General features: G+C 40.1%; 19 protein-coding genes. 15 read left to right on the top strand and 4 right to left on the bottom strand.

What is annotated here, in order from left to right; all coding sequences use genetic code 11:
- The first annotated feature begins 12 nt into the window (after positions 1–12).
- Entirely contained in the window at positions 13–1,923 is a 1,911-nt protein-coding gene (locus QUE46_RS08785; RefSeq protein WP_286244461.1) for an ABC transporter ATP-binding protein, read from the top strand.
- Positions 1,924–1,934: 11 nt separating this feature from the next.
- Complete coding sequence (locus QUE46_RS08780; protein WP_286244460.1) at positions 1,935–3,671, top strand: DUF3466 family protein; 1,737 nt, start codon at positions 1,935–1,937, stop codon at positions 3,669–3,671.
- A gap of 59 nt (positions 3,672–3,730) precedes the next feature.
- Here QUE46_RS08780 and QUE46_RS08775 read toward each other — a convergent pair whose 3' ends face one another.
- Positions 3,731–4,237, bottom strand: a complete 507-nt coding sequence (locus tag QUE46_RS08775) for a DUF2062 domain-containing protein (protein WP_286244459.1) — start codon at positions 4,235–4,237, stop codon at positions 3,731–3,733.
- Here QUE46_RS08775 and QUE46_RS08770 point away from each other — a divergent pair.
- Genes QUE46_RS08770 through tcdA form a run of 7 tightly spaced genes read left to right on the top strand, consistent with a single transcriptional unit; the run spans position 4,217 to position 11,678 of the window.
- Positions 4,217–6,481: a DNA internalization-related competence protein ComEC/Rec2 gene (locus tag QUE46_RS08770; protein ID WP_286244458.1), complete on the top strand. Its 2,265-nt coding sequence runs from the start codon at positions 4,217–4,219 to the stop codon at positions 6,479–6,481. The two genes, QUE46_RS08775 and QUE46_RS08770, sit on opposite strands and share 21 nt — an antisense overlap.
- Before the next feature lie 60 nt (positions 6,482–6,541).
- On the top strand, positions 6,542–8,287 hold the full coding sequence (gene msbA, locus QUE46_RS08765; protein WP_286244457.1) for a lipid A export permease/ATP-binding protein MsbA: 1,746 nt from the start codon (positions 6,542–6,544) through the stop codon (positions 8,285–8,287).
- Positions 8,284–9,264: a tetraacyldisaccharide 4'-kinase gene (gene lpxK, locus QUE46_RS08760; protein ID WP_286244456.1), complete on the top strand. Its 981-nt coding sequence runs from the start codon at positions 8,284–8,286 to the stop codon at positions 9,262–9,264. Before msbA ends, lpxK begins: the two co-directional genes overlap by 4 nt.
- Complete coding sequence (locus QUE46_RS08755; protein WP_286244455.1) at positions 9,254–9,451, top strand: Trm112 family protein; 198 nt, start codon at positions 9,254–9,256, stop codon at positions 9,449–9,451. Before lpxK ends, QUE46_RS08755 begins: the two co-directional genes overlap by 11 nt.
- Positions 9,439–10,200 carry a 3-deoxy-manno-octulosonate cytidylyltransferase gene (kdsB, locus tag QUE46_RS08750; RefSeq protein ID WP_286244454.1) on the top strand — a complete coding sequence of 254 codons (762 nt, stop codon included), beginning with the start codon at positions 9,439–9,441 and terminating at the stop codon, positions 10,198–10,200. The genes QUE46_RS08755 and kdsB overlap by 13 nt, the downstream gene beginning before the upstream one ends.
- A gap of 2 nt (positions 10,201–10,202) precedes the next feature.
- The gene (locus tag QUE46_RS08745) at positions 10,203–10,874 is read left to right on the top strand and encodes a TIGR01621 family pseudouridine synthase (RefSeq protein WP_286244453.1); all 672 of its coding nucleotides are present in this window, start codon (positions 10,203–10,205) and stop codon (positions 10,872–10,874) included.
- A complete protein-coding gene (gene tcdA, locus QUE46_RS08740) occupies positions 10,875–11,678 on the top strand; it encodes a tRNA cyclic N6-threonylcarbamoyladenosine(37) synthase TcdA (RefSeq protein ID WP_286244452.1) in 804 nt (267 codons plus the stop codon).
- Between the two features lies 1 nt (position 11,679).
- Here tcdA and QUE46_RS08735 read toward each other — a convergent pair whose 3' ends face one another.
- The 3 genes from QUE46_RS08735 to QUE46_RS08725 all read right to left on the bottom strand — a co-directional run bounded on the left by QUE46_RS08735 (position 11,680) and on the right by QUE46_RS08725 (position 14,733).
- A complete protein-coding gene (locus tag QUE46_RS08735) occupies positions 11,680–12,096 on the bottom strand; it encodes a SufE family protein (RefSeq protein WP_286244451.1) in 417 nt (138 codons plus the stop codon).
- Positions 12,097–12,109: 13 nt separating this feature from the next.
- The gene (locus QUE46_RS08730; protein ID WP_286244450.1) at positions 12,110–13,336 is read right to left on the bottom strand and encodes an aminotransferase class V-fold PLP-dependent enzyme; all 1,227 of its coding nucleotides are present in this window, start codon (positions 13,334–13,336) and stop codon (positions 12,110–12,112) included.
- A 110-nt stretch (positions 13,337–13,446) separates the two neighbouring features.
- Complete coding sequence (locus QUE46_RS08725; RefSeq protein ID WP_286244449.1) at positions 13,447–14,733, bottom strand: citrate synthase; 1,287 nt, start codon at positions 14,731–14,733, stop codon at positions 13,447–13,449.
- Positions 14,734–15,149: 416 nt separating this feature from the next.
- Here QUE46_RS08725 and sdhC point away from each other — a divergent pair, with 416 nt between their 5' ends.
- The 6 genes from sdhC (at position 15,150) to odhB (ending at position 22,801) form a co-directional block, all read left to right on the top strand.
- A complete protein-coding gene (sdhC, locus tag QUE46_RS08720; RefSeq protein ID WP_084554498.1) occupies positions 15,150–15,527 on the top strand; it encodes a succinate dehydrogenase, cytochrome b556 subunit in 378 nt (125 codons plus the stop codon).
- Positions 15,518–15,865, top strand: a complete 348-nt coding sequence (gene sdhD / locus QUE46_RS08715) for a succinate dehydrogenase, hydrophobic membrane anchor protein (protein ID WP_004586684.1) — start codon at positions 15,518–15,520, stop codon at positions 15,863–15,865. Before sdhC ends, sdhD begins: the two co-directional genes overlap by 10 nt.
- Positions 15,866–17,638, top strand: a complete 1,773-nt coding sequence (gene sdhA / locus QUE46_RS08710) for a succinate dehydrogenase flavoprotein subunit (RefSeq protein ID WP_286244448.1) — start codon at positions 15,866–15,868, stop codon at positions 17,636–17,638.
- A gap of 10 nt (positions 17,639–17,648) precedes the next feature.
- A complete protein-coding gene (locus QUE46_RS08705) occupies positions 17,649–18,365 on the top strand; it encodes a succinate dehydrogenase iron-sulfur subunit (protein ID WP_004586682.1) in 717 nt (238 codons plus the stop codon).
- 89 nt (positions 18,366–18,454) lie between these two features.
- Positions 18,455–21,274, top strand: coding sequence for a 2-oxoglutarate dehydrogenase E1 component (locus QUE46_RS08700; protein ID WP_286244447.1), 2,820 nt, complete (start codon positions 18,455–18,457; stop codon positions 21,272–21,274).
- Between the two features lie 3 nt (positions 21,275–21,277).
- Positions 21,278–22,801, top strand: a complete 1,524-nt coding sequence (odhB, locus tag QUE46_RS08695; protein WP_286244446.1) for a 2-oxoglutarate dehydrogenase complex dihydrolipoyllysine-residue succinyltransferase — start codon at positions 21,278–21,280, stop codon at positions 22,799–22,801.
- Positions 22,802–22,847: the final 46 nt, after the last annotated feature.

Here is a 22,847-nt window from a genome sequence, read left to right as displayed (position 1 = left end):
AGAGCAGTATTTATGGATTTAATAAGAATACAAAAAGCGCAGTTAGCTTATGGTACCCACCCATTATTAGATAATGCCGATGCTGTTATTGAAAGTGGCGAACGCGTCTGTATTGTAGGGCGAAATGGTGCAGGTAAATCAACACTTTTAAAAGTACTTGATGGGCAAGTGATTTTAGATGATGGTGAAATTAATCAGCTTGGCGGAATAAAAATATCGCGCCTAGAGCAAGATCCCCCTAAAGGTGCAAATGGTTCGGTATTTGACTACGTAGCACAGGGCATGCCTGATATTGCTAATTTATTGATTGATTATCACCATGTCAGCACTCAATTACAAACTGATTGCACTGACAAACTACTTAACAAGCTCGAGCGGTTATCAAACGAATTAGAAGCGTGTGACGGATGGCGTTTTGATTCACGCATTCAACTTGTACTAACGCGTTTAGAACTTAGTCCTGATGCTAAGTTAGAGTCGTTATCGGGCGGTTGGTTACGTAAAGTAGCTTTAGCACGCGCGTTGGTAAGCGAGCCTGACTTACTGCTACTTGACGAGCCAACAAACCATTTAGACGTAGACAGTGTTAAATGGCTAGAGCAGTTTTTAAAAGAATTTAAAGGCGGTATTGTATTTATATCGCATGACCGTGCCTTTATTCGTGCTGTTGCAACCCGTATTTTAGACTTAGATCGCGGTAAGCTTATATCTTACCCAGGTGATTACGCTACTTACCTCGAACAAAAAGCGCACGACTTAAAAGTGGAAGAAACACAAAATGCTCTTTTTGACAAACGTTTAGCAGAAGAAGAAGCGTGGATACGCCAAGGTGTTAAAGCGCGACGCACTCGCAACGAGGGTCGCGTACGTGAACTTAAACAGCTACGAGTAGAACGTAAAGCCCGCGTAGAGCAGGTAGGTAAAACGGACTTCAACATCGAGACTGCTGATCGCTCTGGTAAGTTAGTATTTGAGGCTAAACATATAAATCATGCATTTAAAGACAAAGTGATTGCTAACGATTTTTCTACCTTAGTAATGCGTGGAGACAGAATAGGTTTAGTGGGGCCTAATGGTATTGGTAAAACAACCTTACTAAAACTATTGTTTGGTGATTTAGAAGCTGATAGTGGTCATGTTAAGCAAGGGGTTAATTTAGAATTTGCTTATTTTGACCAATATAGGCAAAAGCTTGATGAAGAGGCGACGGTCCAAGATAACGTTGCAGAAGGTAAACAAGAAGTCATGATGGGTGGGCGTTCTCGACATGTGTTGGGTTACCTGCAAGATTTTTTATTTCCGCCGGCACGCGCGCGTACACCTGTAAAAGCACTCTCTGGTGGTGAAAAAAATAGGCTTTTACTTGCAAAGCTATTTTTAAAACCCTCAAATATTTTAGTTCTCGATGAGCCAACCAATGATTTGGATATTGAAACATTAGAGTTACTCGAAGAAATTATCAATCAGTATCAGGGTACTGTACTTATAGTAAGCCATGATCGTGAATTTATTGATAATACCTGTAGCAGCGTATGGGCGTTTGAAGGTAATGGAAAAATAACAGATATGGTAGGGGGATATACCGATTACCAAGCTTATCTAAGTTATTTAGCCGAGCAAGAAAAACACCAAGAAGCACCCAAAAAAGACGTTAAACCAGCACCGGTAACGGCTAAAAAACCTGAAAACAAAAGTACTAAGCTTTCTTACAAATTAAAACTTGAATTAGAGCAACTACCCAATAAAATGGAACAACTTGAAGCCGCTGTAGAAGCGCAGCAAGCTGTAGTGAGCGATCCTGACTTTTTCAAACAAGATAGTGACGTTACCACTAATGCATTGAACCATTTAGCAAAACTTGAGTCTGACCTTGAAGCCGCGTTTGAGCGCTGGGAAGAACTTGAAGAATTACAGAATCAGTAGTAAGGATTAAAATGAAATATAAATTACTCGCTGCCAGTATTTTAGCGACATTGAGTACATCTGCATTAAGTGCAACCTATGAATTAACAGAACTAGGTACTCTTGACGGCGCTAAACATTCTTACGTAACTGACGTAAGTGAAAGCGGGCACATTATTGGTACTGCCAACGGATTATATAATTTACCAATCGATATCAGCTATATCGATTTTACCGAAAACGTGATTGAAAATGCGTACGATAGTGAAGAGTACAATTTTGAATTAAGCGATAAAGAAATCACGTTTACACTTGATGATATAGAGAATAACGATGCGGTATTTAATAACGCCGATGCGCATTCATTTATGGTCAGTTTTTTAGCTGGCAGACCCACTGATTTTGAATACCAAAAACTAAGCTCAGTAGTTGGTATTAAATTTGACGATGGCATAGTTACTGAACAAGTTCTATTTGATGAAGAGTCGGTTGATTACGATGGTTTAACACGTTCTATTAGTAACTTTTATAACGCAGTAAGCGAAGATGGCGTGAGTGTTGGTTGGAGTGCGGCGCCATACGATAAAGTTTTATTTACCCCAGATGGTGAAGATGAAGAAGAAACATGGTTTACGCATGACTTTATAGAACGCGGTATCGTTATTTCTGAAGATGGCACCCAAAAGGTCGAACTGGTTCCAGATTTTGATGACTATGGCGGTACCAGCCGGGCTAACGATATTATAAAAACGAACGACGGCTATACAGTAGTTGGCTATGTTTCTACAGGTATTCCAGAAGATCGTCTTGATAATATTGAAGATAACTGTGATAACGAAGACGAACCAACAAATACGTGTGTACAATTATTAAACTCAAGTGTTACTACAGGCGTATTTGATGAGCGTGCGGTAAAGTGGGAGCTTGATGAAGCATTTAATATCACTTCTACTGAAACACTTGGCCTTGCCTTAACGCCAGAAGATGATGATGACTTTGCTTTTACAAGCACAGCGCTTGCACTCAATAACAATGGCACAATTGTAGGCTCGTCTAACGCTCGCTACTATAAGAACGACGACACTATTTTAACAATGCCTGTGTATTTTAAAAATGGTGACGTGTTTAATTTTATAGACCAAGAAGACGATTGGCTTTCGGGTAAAGCACTTGCAGTAAACGACAACGATATAATTGTTGGTTATGCTTCAAAGCGCATTGAAACCACTCTTCGTGATCAGTTTTTTTATCATGATATAAGTACGGGCAATACCGTTTTTCCTACCGGTTATTTTAATAGTTCAAGTGCTTATGGTAATGACATTAATAACCAAGGATATGTTGTGGGTGAAGGCGAGGTGGGTACATCTGAAAACAGCCGCCGTAAAGAAGCGTTTATCTATAAAATTGGTGACGATAAAATTACCAACCTAAACGATTTGCTCCCGTGTTACGAAACAGATGGTGAAACAGACTACGCCTACACAATGGCAGAAGCAAAGGTTATTAATGAAGATAATGAAATCTTTGGTGTAGCTACTAAAACCGTTGAAAAGCGAGATACCTTTGGTAATGTAGAAACTGATCTTGAAGGTAATATCGAGTATGAAAGTGTTGCTGTTGCAGTAAAACTTACACCTATTGATGGCGAAGTAGAAGACTGTGCCGCTATTGAAGAAGAGCTTTATGAAAGAAGCTCAGCAAGCTTCCCGTGGTACACACTACTGTTATTACCGCTTGTTGGCTTACGCAGAGTATTTAGATTTTAAGCCTAAAGCTGTTGATAAAAAAACCAACTTATAAAAGTTGGTTTTTTTTCGTCTATAATTTACTGATTACGAGCAAGCCATGCTTTACGCACAGAGCGGCGCCAAATAATATCAATACTAAAATAAGCAATAACAGAAGCGACAGAAGCGCACACTAATGAGCCAATTAAAAATGCAGGTCCGATAGTAGAGAGGCTCTCTATAAACCATGCCCAGCTAGCTTCAAAAGAAAAGTGTTGTTCAGGTTGATTTAAAACCATCGTGCCAACAAGGTACGAGCCATAAAATATTGGCGGCATAGTCAATGGATTGGTTAGCCACACTAACGCTACAGAAATAGGTAAATTAACTCTAAATACAATAGCTGCTGCAGCTGCTAAAACCATTTGAAAAGGAACAGGGATGAAAGCAAAAAATAAACCAACGGCAAATGCGCCTCTTGCTGAGCGCCTGTTTAAGTGCCATAAATTGGCGTCTTGTAAAAGGCGGCCGAATATTCTAAGTGTTTTATGATGCCTAATTTTATTAGGATCAGGTAAAAATCGTTGGATCGTTTTCTTAGGCATTTCAAGCAACCATTTACTTCAGTGTGGATTAGTCTTGGATTTGTAATTGGCTGTATTTCAACCGTATTTTATTATCAAACCCATGAATTTACAGTCATCACAATAGCTATCCTTATTGCGAGCGCCTATTTTAAGCCGTTTTTAAATGTTTTGTTAGGGTTTATTTTAGCTATTTGCTGCATTGTTGTGCACTTTTACCTGTTTTATAGCTATACATTGCCAAATGTTGAAAATAACTACGCTTATCCTGCCAGCATTCTTGTTGACGAAGTCATCTCAGCAAAGCAACCACAGTATATTAAAGCAACGTTATTAAAGCTTAATGGGGACACAATACATAAATTTAAAGCGCCAAAAGCGATGTTAAGCGTCGATTCGGATCAACGTATTAAGCAAGGCGACACCTTTGAGGCAACAATCTCGCTAAAAAAATTTAGAACAATTAAAAATAGTGATGTGTTTGATAATAATGTGCACGCCTTTAAACAGCGCATATTATTTAAAGGCAAAGTGTTAAATAAGCAATTACTCGTCACGAACGCTACCTCTCCTTCAATAACATTTAAATACAGGGCTTTTTTAAAGCGAACCTATCAAGAAACAGCGCTTAACTGGCTTTACTATGCATTACTCAGTGGCGATAAATCACTGATGTCTTATGATAATAAACAAACGATGCAAAGTTTGGGATTAAGCCATTTATTGGCGATTTCAGGGCTACATATAGGGCTAATATTTAGTTGTTTTTATTTACTAAGTAAGTACACAGCTTACATTTTAAAAGTGAACGTATTACAGTCTATTAATTTAACCATCGCTTATAGCTTTATTGGCTGGTTAGCAGCATTTATTTACGTGTATTTAAGTGATTTTTTACTCTCAGCAACACGCGCATTTATCATGCTAAGTTGCCTATTAGCGCTGTATTTTATTGCTAAACAACCATTGCGGTGGCGGGTCATTTTATATGCTCTAGTCACTGTATTATTGATCAATCCTTTTAATGTTTTAAACCCAGGTTTATATTTTTCTTTTATTGCAGTTGTCATTATTTACTTGGTTATAAAGCATCTTCCTAAAACAAAATATAATTGGCTTAGCGCGTTTATGGCGTTGTGTATTATTCAGCTTGCTTTATTTATTGGGCTTTTGCCTATTACTCTTATTTATTTCAGTGGGGTAAGCATTGCAGGGCTTGTTATTAACTTAATAGCTATTCCATTGCTAAGTGTAGTGATCATGCCTCTTTTATTGTTATTTACCATAGTAAGCGTTGTAGCAGATATAACACCAGTAATTTTGTTGTTCGATAATGTGCTGCTAACTTTGTTTGAGTCTATGAATGCAATTCCTTGGCATTATAGGTGGTTAGATGTAGCTAAACCGCGTAGCCTATATTTAGTTGCATTTTATTTATGTATTTTAGTCGCTTGGTATAGTCCTTTTAAACGTTTAACAATTATCCCCCTATGTATTGCATTGGTTGATTACATGTTTGTACCAAAACCCCTTTGGAAATTTCATGTATTTGATGTTGGGCATGGGTTAATGACATTACTAGAAAAAGATAATCAAGCATTGGTTTACGATTTTGGCCCTAGTTATTTTAATCGTTTTAGTCGTACATATAGTGTGTTGATACCCTATTTAAAAATTCATAATTTGGCCGTTCGTGACGCAATAATAAGCCATCAAGATAACGATCATGCTGGTGGTGCAACACATTTTATCAAGGCGGGATTTGGTGATAGCTTTAAGCGGTTTCATCCGCATGGCATAACTACGCGATGTATCTCTTTGGATTATAACTTTAATGGGTTATTTATTAGCAGTTTTTCGAGTGATAAATATGATAATGAAAACGATAATTCCTGTGTGCTTTTAATTAAATCGCCACAACTGACGATGTTACTAACGGGCGACATTTCTAAAGCGCGTGAGCTAAGCCTTATTAAAACTCATTTATTACAAGCTGATGTGATTTTAAGCCCACACCACGGCAGTGATACTTCTTCTAGTGTCGAATTTATTAATCATGTCAATCCTCATACCGTTATTCATTCAACCGCTTTTCAAGGTCAGTGGCAATTTCCGAGTGAAAACGTCGTTTCGCGCTATAAGGCAATAAACGCAAAACAATATGTAACTGCATTGAATGGGCAAATTACAGTAAGTATTTATCAAGACAGCTTTAAAGTAACAACCGCCCGTAAACACGAAAGTTATTGGTTTATAGAAGATTGACGTTTAGTTTTAACGGTTTGAAGGATACAATAAGGGCTGTAATTGTATAACGAGAGTAATATGAGTCAAAGTACTACACAAATTTATAAACGATTGATTTCTTACGTAGGTGATTATAAAAGCGTTGCCTTCGTCGCTATTATTGGAATGATCGGCTATTCAGGTATGGATGCTTTATTTATTCAATTAATGAAACCCTTTATTGATGAAGGCCTAAACCAACGCAACAACGAAGTGTTAGCTTATGCCCCGTTTGTTGTTATTGCACTGGTAATAGGGCGTGGCTTGTTTAATTTTATGTCTTCGTATTGCTTAAGCTATGTAGGCTCGCAAGTTGTACGCGCTTTACGCCAGCAGTTATTTGAGCACATATTACATTTACCTGTGTCGTTTCATGATAAAAACTCAACAGGTGATTTAATTTCAAAAATTACTTTTGACACAGAACAAGTTCAGCAAGCAATTACTAAAGCATTGTTAATTGTTGTAAGAGAAGGCGCTTTTGTGGTTTTTTTGCTTGGCGTTATGTTTTATACCAGCTGGAAACTTTCACTGATTTTTTTAGTGATCATTCCATTAGTGGCAATTATTGTAACGTTTGTATCTAAGCGCTTTCGCCACATTTCAAAAAATATACAGTCTGCCATGGGGCAAGTTACCCGTAGCTCTGAGCAAATGTTAAGTGGGCATAAGGTTATTCATGGTTTTGGTGGACAAAAACAAGAAATCGATCAGTTTTCCAAAATCAATAACCATAATCGCCAGCAACGCATTAAAATGGATGCCACTAAAGCACTAAGCGTGTCGGTAATTCAAGTGCTTGCAGCAAGTGCTATGGCTGTTATTTTGTGGGTTGTATCTATGCCTTCAATGATAGATACAATAAGCTCCGGCGATTTTGTGGTACTCATTTCTTCTATGATGATGCTTTTACGTCCGCTTAAACAATTAGCAAACGTAAACAGTGATATGCAGCGCGGTATTTCTGCAGCGCAAAGTATTTTTTTAGTTTTAGATGAAGAAATTGAAAAAGACAAAGGTACTTACAGCGTAGATAAAGTGAAGGGCGAAATTGAGGTTAAAAACGTTACCTTTAAATACCCAACTAAAGATGAAGCTGTTTTAAATAACCTTTCAATAAGTATAAAAGCCGGTGAAAGTATTGCGCTTGTAGGGCGCTCAGGGTCCGGTAAATCGACTATTTCTAACTTATTACCGCGTTATTATGACTTAGAAGCACCAAGTGAAATTTTATTAGATGGCGTTGCTATTGAAAAATATAAACTTGCAGATTTACGCCGCCAGTTTGCATTAGTATCGCAGCAAGTGGTGTTATTTAACGACACAATTGCCAACAATATTTGTTATGGACTAAGTCGCGAAATAACACCTCAGCAGTTAGAAGAGGTCGTTAAGCAAGCCCATGTGTGGGAATTTGTTAAAGACTTACCAGAACAACTTAATACCATGGTCGGTGAAAACGGGGTGATGCTCTCTGGTGGCCAACGTCAACGTATAGCAATTGCTCGCGCTATATTAAAAGATGCACCTATATTAATTTTAGATGAAGCAACCTCAGCCTTAGATACAGAGTCAGAAAAGCTAATTCAGCAAGCACTAGATACGTTAATGCAAGACAAAACGTCGATTGTTATTGCGCATCGTTTATCGACGATAGAAAACAGCGACAAAATATACGTTATCGACGGCGGCCGGGTGATTGAAAGTGGTGATCATCAAAGTTTACTCGCTAAAGATGGTACTTATTCAGCTCTATGCAAAATGCAGTTTGGCGAGCACGGATGAGTAAAATAGAACAAAGCTGGTATAAACCATTTAGTTTTATAACACTCGTTTTACTGCCATTAGCTGCGCTTTTTTGGTTAATTTCAAGCATAAGAAAATGCCTTTATCAGCAAGGTATTGTCACGCCTTTTAGAGCTAAATCTAAAGTTATTGTAGTGGGTAATATAAGCGTAGGTGGAAATGGTAAAACACCATTTGTATTGTGGTTGTATGAATACTTGTCTGAACAAGGCCTAAAAGTAGGTATTATTAGCCGTGGTTACGGCGGTAAAGCCAACAGCTACCCGCTGGTGGTAGAGCGAGGTGTAACAAGTGCACAAGCTGGTGATGAACCAATACTTTTATTTAATCGTTTAAAGTGTCCGCTTGTTGTTGGACCCGATAGAAAAGCCAATATCACATTATTAGAACAGCAATTTTGTGTGGATGTGATCATTTCAGATGATGGCATGCAGCATTATAAAATGGCGCGTGATATTGAGTGCTGTATTGTTGATAGCCAAAGGCGTTTTGGCAATGGCTTGGTTATGCCCGCAGGACCATTACGCGAAACCACAAACAGATTAAAAAGTGTTGACCTAGTGATTGAAAACGGGGGAGATGCACCACTTAGCTACGTTTTACAAACTAGTGCACTTAAACACGTTGCAGATAATGGCACAGTGAGTAAAGCAATTGAGCAAGGACATGCAATTAGTGCAATTGGTAACCCTGAGCGATTTGAAAATTCATTAAAAGCTCAAAATATTCACCTGCTTTCAACCCATCATTTTAGGGATCACTATGCTTATAACATGGCTGATTTTACTCAATTTAATGATGATAACGTATTAATGACAGAAAAAGACGCAGTAAAGTGCAGAGAATTTGCAAAAAATAATTGGTACTTTTTACCTGTAGATGCAAAACCTACAGACGCTGTAATACATAAATTAGATTTATTATTAAAACAAAAAGGGATCCTCAATGGCCTTTGATACAAAATTACTTGAAATAATTGCTTGTCCTGTGTGTAAAGGAAAGCTTCGTTTTGATAAAGAAAATGCAGAACTTATCAGTACCGCAGCTAAGCTTGCATACCCTATACGCGATGATATACCGGTACTTTTAGAAAATGAAGCCCGTGAACTATCTCAAGAAGAGGTTGATAAGTGGAATTCGTAGTTGTTATACCTGCGCGTTACGCGTCTACCCGTTTGCCTGGCAAACCATTAGCTGATATATGCGGTAAACCTATGATTCAACACGTGTATGAAAAAGCGTGTTTATCAGGTGCAAGTAAAGTGGTTATTGCAACCGATCATCAAAAAGTTTTTGATGCTGTTAAATTGTTTACAAACGATGTGTTGATGACGCGAGAAGATCATCAATCGGGTACTGAACGCTTGGCAGAGGTTGTTGATTTACTTAAGCTAGATGCTGAAACCGTGGTAGTAAATGTACAAGGTGATGAGCCATTACTTGCCAGCGAAAACGTATCACAAGTTGCCACTTTACTAAATAATTCGAGTGCACCAATGGCAACATTAAGCGTCGCTATTGAAGAGCAAGATGAAGTGTTTAACCCTAATGCCGTGAAGGTTGTTAGTGATATAAATAAAAATGCGTTGTACTTTTCACGTGCCAGTATTCCGTTTGATAGAAGTACAATGTTAAATAATAACAGTGTGTTAGATATAACGCCTTTTCAACGCCATGTGGGTATATATGCTTATCGAGCGGGGTTTATTAAGCAATATATTGAGCTCAGTGTATCGCCACTTGAAGTGCTAGAGTCGCTAGAACAACTTAGGGTGCTGTATCACGGTTACGCTATCAAAATTGAACAGGCAAAAGTAGCGCCGCATGCTGGCGTTGATACGGCCGAGGATTTAGAAAAAGTGATTGCCTATCTAAAAGCTAAGCAAGCCTAATAATGGTTAAAAGTGAATTAACCATCGTGTTTAGGCACGCTGATTTTTACATTTTTGAAAAACCAGCGGGGCTTAATTTTCACTCAGAACGTGAAAAGGGGTTTGTTGTATTGGCTGAGCAGCAAACTGGTGAAAAATTATTTGCTGTTCACCGCCTTGATAAAGTGACATCTGGCCTTATTATTCTTAGTCGCAGTAAAGAAGCCGCAGCTAAATTTACGTCTCTTTTTACTGAGCATGCGATAAATAAGTTTTACTTAGCTATCAGCGACGCTAAACCTAAAAAAAAGCAAGGTTGGGTAAAAGGTGATATGGCTAAGTCCCGCAGGGGCATGTTTAAGCTTTTAGCAACTATGCAAAACCCGGCAATTACCCGTTTTTACTCTTTTAGTTATAAACCAGGGTTTAGAGCGTATATATTAAAGCCATATTCGGGTAAAACCCATCAACTAAGGGTGGCATTAAAAAGTTTAAGCGCGCCCATTTTAGGCGATACACTTTATAGTGGTAGCACGGCAGAGCGCACGTATCTTCATGCTTATGCATTAAGTTTTTTATGGCATGAAGAGCAAATTTATTGTTGTTTGCCTCCCTCTACAGGTGATGAGTACCAGCAATTAATTGATCATCAAGAGTTTCAAGCATGGCAGTCGCCATGGCAACTGGATTGGTAAATGAGTGAAAAAGTAACAGATATTCGTTTTGGCGGGATAAAACGCCTATACGGCCACCAACAATTTGACTGGCTACAACAGGCCCACTTTTGTGTCGTGGGGATAGGCGGGGTAGGAAGTTGGGCCGCCGAAGCTTTAGCACGTACAGGCGTGGGGAAAATTACTTTAATTGATTTAGATGATATTTGTGCGACGAACGTAAATAGGCAAATTCATGCTCTTAGCGGCAGTATTGGGCAAGCTAAAGTTGATGCAATGAAAGCCCGTTGTGAGCTGATAAATCCCGAATGTAAAGTAACTGTAATAGATGACTTTATTACACTTGAAAATATTCGTGAGCATATTCAGGGGTTTGACTATGTTATTGACTGTATTGATGCCGTTAAAGAAAAAGCAGCGCTTATCGCTCATTGTAAGCGAAACAAAATGCCTATTATCACTACTGGGGGCGCGGGTGGGCAAACTGATCCTAGCCAAATAACATTTGGCGATGTGGCTAAAACCACGCAAGATCCGCTACTTGCCAAAGTGCGTTATATTTTACGAAAACAATATAATTTTAGTAACAACCCTAAACGTAAATTTAATATTGATTGTGTGTACTCAACTGAGCAATTAGTTTACCCAGGCAGTGATGGCAGTGTATGCCATGCTAAACAAAATGCTGATGGTACAATGAATATGGATTGTAATAACGGGTTTGGTTCGGTAACTATGATCACCGGAAGTTTCGGTTTTTTTGTAGCGGCTAAAGCAGTACGTAAATATTTAGATAAAAAACACCGCTTACTACAAGCTCAATAGTTTAATTGAGCTTGTTAGTTGCCATGCTTTGTATTGCCTCGACCATGGCTTTTATGCCGTTTCCTCGAGATACACTAAGGTGTTTAATCAAGCCTAGCTTTTCAAACTCATCATACGCATTTATGTTAACCACTTCTTCAGGTGTTAAACCATTATAAAGCGCTAAAGTTATCGCCAATAAGCCTTTAACAATGCGCGTATCTGAGTCACCAATAACCACTAAACGATTTTCACTATCGTCAAACTCCATAAACATCCACACTTTGCTCTCACAGCCGGGTACAAGCGCGTCATCGGTTTTAAGTACATCTGCTAAAACGGGAAGTGTTTTGCCAAGGAGCATTATTTCGCGATATTTTTGCTGCCAAGATTGTGCAAGTTGTATAGGTTTTACTACGTTTTTAAACGTATTTGTCATGAGTTATCCTAAATTAGTCTAATAAATCAATCGATTCTTTTAAGGCTTTGATGAAACTATCAACATCATGATGAGTATTATAAAATGCAAAACTTGCTCTAACAGTGCCTTCTACCCCTAAATGCTGCATCAAAGGCTGTGTGCAATGATGCCCACTACGCACTGCAATACCGAATCCGTCAAGCAAAGTTGCCAAATCGTAGGGGTGTTCATTTTTATAATTAAAACTCAGTGTGCCAATATTGTTGTTTAGGTCGCTATAAATTGCGATACCTTCAATTTTACTTAATTGCGTGGCTGCATAATTAAAAATAGCCTGCTCATGGCTGTGTAATTGTTGTATGTCCAAGGCTGATAAATAATCAATTGCAGCACTAAAGCCAATTACACCGGCTATATTTGGTGTGCCTGTCTCAAATTTAGCAGGTGCGTCTCTGTAGGTGCTTTTTTCAAGGGTTACAGTGTCAATCATCTCGCCCCCTGTTTGATACGGGGCAAGCGCATTGAGTAATTCATAGTGACCATATAAGCCCCCAACACCAGTAGGACCAAGCATTTTATGCGCTGAAAATACATAAAAGTCGCATCCAAGCTGCTTTAAATTGGTGCGTAAATGCATGGCTCCTTGTGCGCCATCAACAACAATTAACGTACCGACTGCTTTTGCTGCAGTTATTAATGGGGCTAAATTGGTAATATTACCTAATGTGTTAGATGCCTGGCTGATACACAGCACCTTTGCTTTAGTATGGGTGATCATGTCTATACAGCGCGCTATATTAAACGTCGCATTTTGCTCAAGGGGAAGTACAGATAGCGTAGCCCCCGTTTTTTGCGTTAATACCTGCCAAGGAACAATGTTAGCGTGGTGTTCAAGTGGTGTTATTAACACCGTATCTTCGTGGGTAATATGTTCTTGCAGGCCATGAGCAAGCAAATTGAGCGCTTCAGTTGCGCCTTTTGTCCAGACGATTTCTTTAGCATTTACATTAAAGTAATCAGCTGTTTTTAATCTTGCTGCTTCATATTGCTCTGTAGCGCGCTCGCTGAGAGTGTGGCGACCTCTATGAACATTTGCGTTGCCTAAATTATAAAACTCAGTGGTTGTATCAATAACACTTTGTGGCTTTTGCGACGTTGCGCCAGAGTCTAAATAAACTAAAGGGTTGCCATTAAGGGTTTGGTTTAAAGTAGGGAAGTCGTTGCGGATTTTTGTTATATCAAACTCTCGATAAGGCATGGCTATTCAACATCTATAAATTTAGGCAGGAATTGTAATCGGTTTCATAAAATTGACAAGCTAAGCACACAAAAAAGGCCGCAAAAGCGGCCTTTTTTAGCTAACTAAACCTAGCGCTTGTCAGTTGATACGAAGTCACGTTGAGTGTAACCAGTATACATTTGACGAGGACGGCTGATCTTATGACCAGGTTGAGAAAGCATCTCATCCCAGTGAGTGATCCAACCAACAGTACGTGCCATTGCAAAGATTACAGTGAACATGCTTGTTGGAATACCAATCGCTTTTAAGATAATACCTGAGTAGAAATCAACGTTAGGGTAAAGTTTCTTCTCTACAAAGTATGGGTCTTCAAGGGCAATTTGCTCAAGCTTCATAGCAATATCAAGCAGTGGATCTTGAATGTTAAGCTCTGCTAAAACTTCATGACACGTTTGACGCATTACTGTAGCGCGAGGGTCGAAGTTTTTGTAAACACGGTGGCCAAAGCCCATAAGACGGAACGGATCAGACTTATCTTTTGCTTTTGCTACGTACTCATCAATGCGATCAACAGAGCCAATCTCTTCTAACATGTTTAAACATGCTTCATTAGCACCACCGTGAGCAGGGCCCCAAAGTGAAGCAATACCAGCAGCAATACATGCATATGGGTTAGCACCTGATGAACCAGCAAGACGTACTGTAGACGTAGATGCATTTTGTTCATGGTCTGCATGAAGCATAAAGATTTTATCCATCGCTTTAGCAGTTACAGGGTTAACTTTGTACTCTTCAGCTGGTACAGAGAACATCATATGTAAGAAGTTTTCTGCGTAGCTTAAATCGTTACGCGGGTAAACAAATGGTTGACCGATATTTGTTTTATAAGCCATTGCAGCAATAGTTGGTAGCTTAGCTACTAATTTAATTGCGCTTGTTTTACGTTGGCTTGCATCAGTAATATCAAGATCTTCGTGGTAAAAAGAAGATAATGCGCCTACTACACCACATAGCATTGCCATTGGATGAGCATCAAAGCGGAAGCCTTGGAAGAAGTTAGCAATTTTCTCATCAAGCATTGTGTTATGCGTAATTTCTTTTGCAAAAACATCATATTGCTCTTTAGTTGGCAACTCACCGTTTAATAGTAAGTAACAAAGCTCGATATAGTTAGAGTCTTCAGCAAGTTGCTCAATTGGGTAACCACGGTGAAGTAATACACCTTTACCACCATCAATGTAGGTGATTGCAGATTCACAAGAACCAGTCGACATGAAACCTGGGTCATAAGTAAAGTGACCATGTGAACCTAACGTACGTACGTCAATCACATCTTGGCCAGCAGTGCCTTGATAAATTGGAAGTTCGATTGGATCTAGTCCATCAATATGGACTGTGGCTTTTTTATCTGCCATCTATGTATCTCCTATTAAGATATCTATTCTGATTTTTAGATTTTTAAAGTTCTGAAATCTTGTTTTAAGCACATATTCACATTTTAACGTGAAAGAGGGGGTTAAAGTCAATTTTTATAAACATTATGCATATATGTATAATAAATATTCGCCATTAATTAAATATTATACTATCAGCTAATTCGCAAACGTCTCTAACTAAACAAGAATTGTAAAACAACCTTTGGGTATATATACTATCGGAGGTTTTAAACCGCTTTGTATTTAGGTAAACATATTTTTACAGCGTAATTTTTGCAGTTTTGTGAACTTTTGCTGTATTGACACGTTTACTTTGATAGTTCCACCAGAAGTTTTGGTGGGTTTTAGAAAAACAAGTAGATGAGCTCCAATGTGAGCAAGATGGGCAAGTAACTGTGAAAAAGCAAAGACCTGTAAATCTAGATCTAACAACTATATCTATGCCGGCAACGGCTAAAGCATCAATCTTTCACCGCGTCACCGGTGTTGCATTATTTTTTGCTTTAACGTTTGTCATTTGGGCTTGGTCTGAGTCTCTTTCTTCAGCTGAAGGTTTTGAATTCGTCAAGGGTCTGTTTAGCGGATTCATTGCCAAATTCATAGCTTGGGGCACACTTTCTGTATTGGGTTATCACCTTATTGGTGGTATCCGTCACATCATTATGGATATGGGTCACTGGGAAGAACTTGAATCAGGTAACCTTAGCGCTAAAATTGCAATGGCACTTGGCGTTGTATTTGCCGTACTGGCAGGGGTGTGGATATGGTCTTAAATCAAGCAACTCTTAAACGTGATGGTGTACAAGATTTCGTATCTTTACGCACCACGGCACTAGTAATCACCGCTTATGCGATTTTTATTATCGGCTATTTTTTAGCAACGCCAGAAGTCACTTTCGAAGCCTGGACAGGCCTATTCTCTAATCTAGCCATGAAGGGTTTCACACTTATTACTCTTGTGTGCATGATGGTTCATACCCGCATTGGCCTTTGGCAAGTTTTAACGGACTACGTTAAAAACGCTAAACTACGCGCTGTTTTAGGCTTTGTATTAAACCTGATGGCCGTTGCTTACGTAGCTATTGGTCTAATCGTTTTATGGGGTGTTTAAGTGAAATATTCTGTTCGTGAATTTGACGCCGTAGTAATTGGTGCAGGTGGTGCTGGTATGCGCGCCGCTCTTGCCATTACAGAATCTGGCAAAACGTGTGCATTAATATCTAAAGTATTCCCAACACGCTCTCACACTGTATCTGCACAGGGTGGTATTACAGTAGCGTTAGGTAATTCGCACGAAGATAACTGGGAATGGCATATGTACGATACCGTTAAAGGTTCCGATTTTATCGGTGACCAAGACGCTATTGAATACATGTGTCAAACAGGCCCAGAAGCTATTACTGAATTAGAAAACATGGGCCTACCATTTTCGCGTTTTGAAAATGGCCGTGTTTACCAACGTCCTTTCGGTGGTCAATCGAAAAACTTTGGTGGTGAGCAAGCTGCACGTACTGCAGCGGCAGCTGACCGTACTGGTCACGCTTTATTACACCTTCTTTACCAACAAAACGTTAAAAACCAAACCAATGTATTCTCTGAGTGGTATGCACTTGATTTAGTTAAAAACGATAATGGTGATGTAGTAGGCTGTACGGCTATTGAGATTGAAACAGGTGAAATCACTTTCTTCAAATCAAAAGCTGTTGTACTTGCAACCGGCGGTGCTGGTCGTATTTTCGCATCAACAACCAATGCTCACATTAATACAGGTGACGGTGTTGGTATGGCAGCCCGTGCAGGCGTTGCTATGCAAGATATGGAAATGTGGCAATTCCACCCAACGGGTATTGCAGGCGCGGGTACACTTGTAACGGAAGGTTGTCGTGGTGAAGGTGGTTATCTTTTAAATAAAGATGGCGAACGTTTCATGGAACGCTATGCACCAAACGCTAAAGACTTAGCGTCTCGTGATGTTGTTGCTCGTTCAATGATGACTGAAATCCGTGAAGGTCGTGGCTGTGATGGTCCGTGGGGTCCACATATTAAGTTAAAACTTGACCACTTAGGTGAAGAAACACTTAACTTACGTCTACCTGGCGTATGTGACCTTGCTAAAACATTTGCACACGTTGACCCTGCTAAAGAGCCAATTCCAGTAATACCGACTTGTCACTACATGATGGGTGGTGTTCCTACTAACGTAAATGGCCAAGCGCTACAAATCGATGCAAACGGCAACGAAAAAGTAGTAGAAGGCTTGTTTGCAGTAGGTGAAATTGCCTGTGTATCTGTGCATGGTGCAAACCGCTTAGGTGGTAACTCATTACTCGATTTAGTTGTATTTGGTCGTGCGGCGGGTAACTTTTTAGGTAAATACTTAAACGAAGTTGAAATCACTAAAGCACCGACAGCCTCTGATATTGACGCGTCTCTTGCACGCTTTAACCGTTGGGAAAATTCAACGGCTGGCCAAGGTGAAGACCCAGTTCAAATCAAAAAAGACCTACAACAATGTATGCAGCTTAACTTTTCGGTATTCCGTGAAGGTGAGTCTATGGCGACAGGTCTTAAAGAGCTTAAAGAAATTCGTGAGCGCTTGCAGCATGCGCGTCTTGATGATAAATCATCAGATTTCAATACGCAGCGTATCGAATGTCTTGAACTAGACAACTTAATGGAAACAGCTTACTCAACTGCAGTAGCTGCAAACTTCCGTACTGAAAGCCGTGGTGCACACTCTCGCTTTGACTACCCTGATCGTGATGACGAAAATTGGTTATGTCACTCAGTATACAATCCGGTAACGGATGAAATGAGTAAGCGTGAAGTTAACTACGCGCCTAAGACGCGTGAAGCGTTCCCACCTAAAGCACGTACCTACTAGGAGCGAGACGATGGCACAAGTACAATTTTCAGTTTATCGTTACAATCCGGATGTTGATAACGCACCTCGTATGCAAGAATACACTTTGCAAACAGAGGAAGGTCAGGACATGATGGTATTGGATGCCCTTTTATTATTAAAAGAGCAAGATCCAACATTATCATTCCGTCGCTCATGTCGTGAAGGCGTGTGTGGCTCTGATGGCGTTAACATGAATGGTAAAAATGGTTTAGCGTGTATTACACCATTATCTACGCTGCAAAAAGGCGGCAAAGGTACTATTGTAATTCGTCCTTTACCTGGCTTGCCTGTGGTACGTGACCTTGTTATTGACATGAGTCAGTTCTACACTCAGTACGAAAAAGTTAAACCATACCTAATTAACGATCAGCCAGCGGCTGGTGAGCGTCTTCAATCTATTGAAGAACGTGATAAATTAGATGGACTTTACGAGTGTATTTTATGTGCATGTTGTTCTACATCGTGTCCTTCGTTCTGGTGGAATCCAGACAAGTTCATTGGTCCAGCAGGCCTTCTTCATGCTTACCGTTTCTTGGCTGATAGCCGCGACACGGCAACTGAAGAACGTTTAGCAGACTTAGACGATGCGTTCAGTGTGTTCCGTTGCCACAGTATCATGAACTGTGTTAGCGTTTGTCCTAAGGGTCTTAATCCGACCAAAGCAATTGGACAAATCAAATCTATGTTATTAAACCGCGCGGTTTAATCACTTAGTAACGTAAGATGGCTAATATTTTTATTAGCCATCTTGTTATGACAACTATTAATTTCTGCGCTAAAGAAAAGGGCTTATAAATGCACGAAGGTGTGATGAAGGCATGGCTAGAATCTTCACATTTAAACGGCGGCAACGTTGCTTATGTAGAAGAGCTTTATGAAGCGTATTTAGATGATGCGACTTCTGTGCCAGAAGAATGGCGAGAAGTGTTCGAACAATTACCAAAAGTAGATGGTGTGGATGTTGAAGTAAAGCATTCAGAAGTTCGTTCACAGTTTGCGGCGCTTGCTAAAAACAAGCATAGAGAGGTAGTGGTAGCAGAGGGTAGTGGCGGTGACCTTAAACAGGTTAAAGTACTACAACTTATTAATGCTTTCCGCTTTCGAGGACACCAAAATGCTAACCTAGATCCATTAGGCATTTGGCAACGAGAGCGTGTTCGAGATTTAGAGCTAGAATACCACGACTTATCTAAAGCTGATTTTGACCGCGAATTTAACGTAGGATCGTTTGCCGTAGGCCGCGATACTATGCCTTTAGGTGAACTATACCAAGCACTAAAAACCACTTATTGTGGTTCTATTGGTGCTGAGTATATGCACATCACATCAACAGAAGAAAAGCGTTGGTTACAACAGCGTTTAGAATCTGTTCAATCACGACCGACTTTTTCTAAAGAAGAAAAATTGCGTATCCTTAAAGGATTAACCGCAGCAGATGGTCTTGAAAAATATTTAGGTGCAAAGTTCCCTGGTGCTAAGCGTTTCTCACTTGAAGGTGGTGATGCGTTAGTTCCTATGCTTAAAGAACTTATTCACCGTGCTGGCGAAAGCGGGCAAAAAGAAGCCGTTATTGGTATGGCTCACCGTGGGCGCTTAAACGTACTAGTTAATGTGTTAGGAAAAAACCCATCTGAGTTATTCGATGAATTTGCTGGCAAACACAAAGATACGTTAAGCTCTGGTGACGTTAAATACCACATGGGTTATTCATCTGACTTTGCGACCAAAGGTGGCAATGTTCATATGGCACTTGCGTTTAACCCGTCTCACCTAGAAATTGTGAATCCTGTGGTTATGGGCTCGGTAAGAGCGCGTCTAGACCGCTTAGGTGACAGTACAGGTAGCAAAGCATTACCTATTACTATCCACGGTGACTCAGCGATTACAGGCCAAGGTGTTGTACAAGAAACATTTAACTTGTCGCAAACAAACGCCTTCTCATGTGGTGGTAGTATCCGTATTGTTGTAAATAACCAAGTTGGTTTTACAACCTCAAAACAAGACGACGTACGTTCTACAGATTACTGTACTGACATTGCTAAAATGGTTCAGTCGCCAATCTTCCATGTTAACTCTGATGACCCTGAAGCCGTTGCATTTGTTACACAACTTGCACTTGACTTTAGAAACCAGTTTAAACGTGACGTAGTCATCGATTTAGTATGTTATCGCCGCCATGGTCATAACGAAGCTGATGAGCCTAATGCAACACAGCCTCTTATGTACCAAAAAATTAAAAAGCATGCGGTGCCGCGTTTGATTTACGCTGATCAACTTATGTCTGAAGGCTCATTCACTGAGAGTGAAATTAAAGCATTAGCTGATGACTACCGTAACGGCTTAGATGAAGGTAACTGTGTTGTTGAAGAAATTCAGCCAGAGACTTCACACTCGTCTGATTGGGCGAAATATGTTGGTCATGAGTGGAATGTTGATTACGATGCCAGTGTACCGGTAGATAAGCTAAAAGCACTTGGTGAACAAGTTGCGCAGTTCCCTGAACAATATAAAGCACAGTCTCGAGTTAAAAAAATATACGATGACCGTAAGCTTATGGCAAGTGGCGAAAAACCACTAGATTGGGGTATGGCAGAAACGCTTGCATATGCAACAATTGCCTCTGAAGGCACAGATATCCGCTTAACAGGCCAAGACTCAGGACGTGGTACATTCTTCCACCGTCATGCAGTGGTACATAGCCAGGCAGATGGTTCAACGTACTTGCCACTTCAGCACTTAAGTGAAGAGCAAGGCACTTTTGAAGTATACGATTCGGTATTATCAGAAGAAGCCGTGCTTGCATTTGAATACGGTTACGCAACCGCTGAACCTACTTCATTAGTTCTTTGGGAAGCCCAGTTTGGTGACTTCGCAAATGGTGCACAAGTAGTATTTGACCAGTTCTTAAGCTCTGGTGAGCAAAAGTGGGGCCGTTTATGTGGTTTAACATGTTTGCTTCCGCATGGATATGAAGGTCAAGGCCCAGAGCATAGCTCGGCACGTTTAGAGCGTTTTTTACAGCTTTGTGCCGATCACAACATGCAAGTGTGTGTTCCTTCAACACCAGCACAAGTTTACGCTATGCTACGTCGTCAATCAGTTAGACCACTTCGTCGTCCATTGATTGTAATGACACCAAAATCACTACTTCGCCATCCACTTGCTGTATCTTCACTTGAAGAACTTTCACAAGGTGTATTCCATAATATGATCGACGAAATCGATGATATTAACCCTGAGAAAGTAGAACGCGTGGTATTTTGTAGTGGTAAAGTTTACTACGAGCTATTACAAGAGCGTCGTAAGCTTGAGCAAGACAACATTGCTATTGTACGTGTGGAGCAGTTATACCCGTTCCCACATGCAGAAATGGACACGATTATGGAACGTTACCAACACGTTACTGATTTTGTTTGGTGTCAAGAAGAGCCGCAAAACCAAGGTGCTTGGTACTGTTCGCAACATCACTTTATTGATGCAATCCCGCAGGGCGCTAAATTGACTTACGCAGGGCGTAAGGCGTCGGCATCTCCAGCGTGTGGTTACATGTCAGTACATACTAAAGAACAACAAGCGCTCGTTGCAGACGCGCTTACTATACAAAAGAAAGGATAAGCAATGAGCACAGAAATTAAAGTTCCTGTTCTTCCTGAGTCGGTTGCAGATGCTACCGTTGCTACATGGCATGTAAGTGTAGGCGACAAAGTAAGCCGTGACCAAAACTTAGTAGACATTGAAACAGATAAAGTGGTTTTAGAAGTAGTTGCACAAAATGATGGTGTAATTACAGAAATATCACAAGAAGAAGGTGCAACGGTACTTGGCGACCAAGTTATCGGTTTACTTGGTGATGCTGATGCAGCACCAGCAAGTGACAGTGCTCCGGCTAAAGAACAAGCCGCACCTGAAAAATCAGAAGACGCGCCAGCGGCGCAATCAGCTCCAGCATCAGAAGGTAAAGAAGTGGACATTAAAGTACCTGTACTTCCAGAATCAGTTGCAGACGCAACAATTGCTACATGGCATGTACAACCAGGTGAAGCGGTAACACGCGACCAAAATTTGGTAGATATTGAAACTGATAAAGTTGTTCTTGAAGTAGTAGCTCAAGAAGACGGTATCATGGGCGAGCAACTAAACGCTGAAGGCGATACTGTACTTGGTGAACAAGTTATTGGTAACGTAAAAGCGGGCGGCGCGCCAGCGGCACCTGCAGCTAAAGCAGAAGAAGCGCCGGCTGCAAGTGAGTCTAACGATAGCTCAGATGTGTTAACGCCGTCTGTACGTCGCTTAATCGCTGAAAAAGGCCTTGATGCGTCTAAAATTAAAGGCACAGGTAAAAACGGCCGTGTAACTAAAGAAGACGTTGATACTTTCTTAAAAGCGCCTGCTCCAGCGGCTAAAAAAGAAGATACTTCAGCGCCTGCTGCACCTATGGGTGACCGTACACAAAAACGTGTACCAATGACGCGTTTACGTAAAACCATTGCTAATCGTTTATTAGAAGCGAAAAACTCAACAGCAATGTTAACAACGTTTAACGAAGTAAACATGAAACCTATCATGGACCTTCGTAAGCAGTACCAAGAAGTATTTGAAAAGCGCCACGGTATCCGTTTAGGCTTTATGTCTTTCTACGTGAAGGCAGTAACTGAAGCACTTAAGCGTTTCCCTGAAGTAAATGCATCAATTGATGGCGATGATATTGTTTATCACAACTACTTTGATATCAGCATCGCTGTATCTACACCACGTGGTTTAGTTACACCAGTACTTAAAGATTGTGACAAGTTATCTGTTGCAGAAATTGAAAAAGGTATTCGTGAATTAGCGCTTAAAGGCCGTGACGGTAAACTAACACTTGACGATATGACAGGTGGTAACTTTACCATTACTAATGGTGGTGTATTTGGTTCGTTACTTTCTACACCTATCATTAACTTACCTCAGTCATCAATTTTGGGTATGCACAAAATCCAAGAGCGTCCTATGGCTGTAAATGGTAAAGTTGAAATTCTTCCAATGATGTATTTGGCGCTATCTTACGATCACCGCCAAATTGATGGTAAAGAATCGGTTGGTTTCCTAGTGACTATTAAAGAGTTACTTGAAGATCCAACTCGCTTATTACTGGATGTTTAATCGAGTAGTATGAAATATAAGCTGTGAATGACAATTCACAGCTTTT

Origin of the sequence: Pseudoalteromonas sp. MM1 (genome assembly GCF_030296835.1) — a bacterium.
Taxonomy (GTDB): Bacteria; Pseudomonadota; Gammaproteobacteria; order Enterobacterales; family Alteromonadaceae; genus Pseudoalteromonas.
Note: the sequence above shows the minus strand (reverse complement) of the source record. Positions and strands in the feature narration are given on the sequence as shown.

Coding starts and splice junctions, on each gene's coding strand:
- QUE46_RS08785 (WP_286244461.1), top strand. CDS start 13: ATGGATTTAATAAGAATACAAAAAGCGCAGTTAGCTTATGGTACCCAC.
- QUE46_RS08780 (WP_286244460.1), top strand. CDS start 1,935: ATGAAATATAAATTACTCGCTGCCAGTATTTTAGCGACATTGAGTACA.
- QUE46_RS08775 (WP_286244459.1), bottom strand. CDS start 4,237: ATGCCTAAGAAAACGATCCAACGATTTTTACCTGATCCTAATAAAATT.
- msbA (WP_286244457.1), top strand. CDS start 6,542: ATGAGTCAAAGTACTACACAAATTTATAAACGATTGATTTCTTACGTA.
- lpxK (WP_286244456.1), top strand. CDS start 8,284: ATGAGTAAAATAGAACAAAGCTGGTATAAACCATTTAGTTTTATAACA.
- QUE46_RS08755 (WP_286244455.1), top strand. CDS start 9,254: ATGGCCTTTGATACAAAATTACTTGAAATAATTGCTTGTCCTGTGTGT.
- QUE46_RS08745 (WP_286244453.1), top strand. CDS start 10,203: ATGGTTAAAAGTGAATTAACCATCGTGTTTAGGCACGCTGATTTTTAC.
- tcdA (WP_286244452.1), top strand. CDS start 10,875: ATGAGTGAAAAAGTAACAGATATTCGTTTTGGCGGGATAAAACGCCTA.
- QUE46_RS08735 (WP_286244451.1), bottom strand. CDS start 12,096: ATGACAAATACGTTTAAAAACGTAGTAAAACCTATACAACTTGCACAA.
- QUE46_RS08730 (WP_286244450.1), bottom strand. CDS start 13,336: ATGCCTTATCGAGAGTTTGATATAACAAAAATCCGCAACGACTTCCCT.
- QUE46_RS08725 (WP_286244449.1), bottom strand. CDS start 14,733: ATGGCAGATAAAAAAGCCACAGTCCATATTGATGGACTAGATCCAATC.
- sdhD (WP_004586684.1), top strand. CDS start 15,518: ATGGTCTTAAATCAAGCAACTCTTAAACGTGATGGTGTACAAGATTTC.
- QUE46_RS08705 (WP_004586682.1), top strand. CDS start 17,649: ATGGCACAAGTACAATTTTCAGTTTATCGTTACAATCCGGATGTTGAT.
- QUE46_RS08700 (WP_286244447.1), top strand. CDS start 18,455: ATGCACGAAGGTGTGATGAAGGCATGGCTAGAATCTTCACATTTAAAC.
- odhB (WP_286244446.1), top strand. CDS start 21,278: ATGAGCACAGAAATTAAAGTTCCTGTTCTTCCTGAGTCGGTTGCAGAT.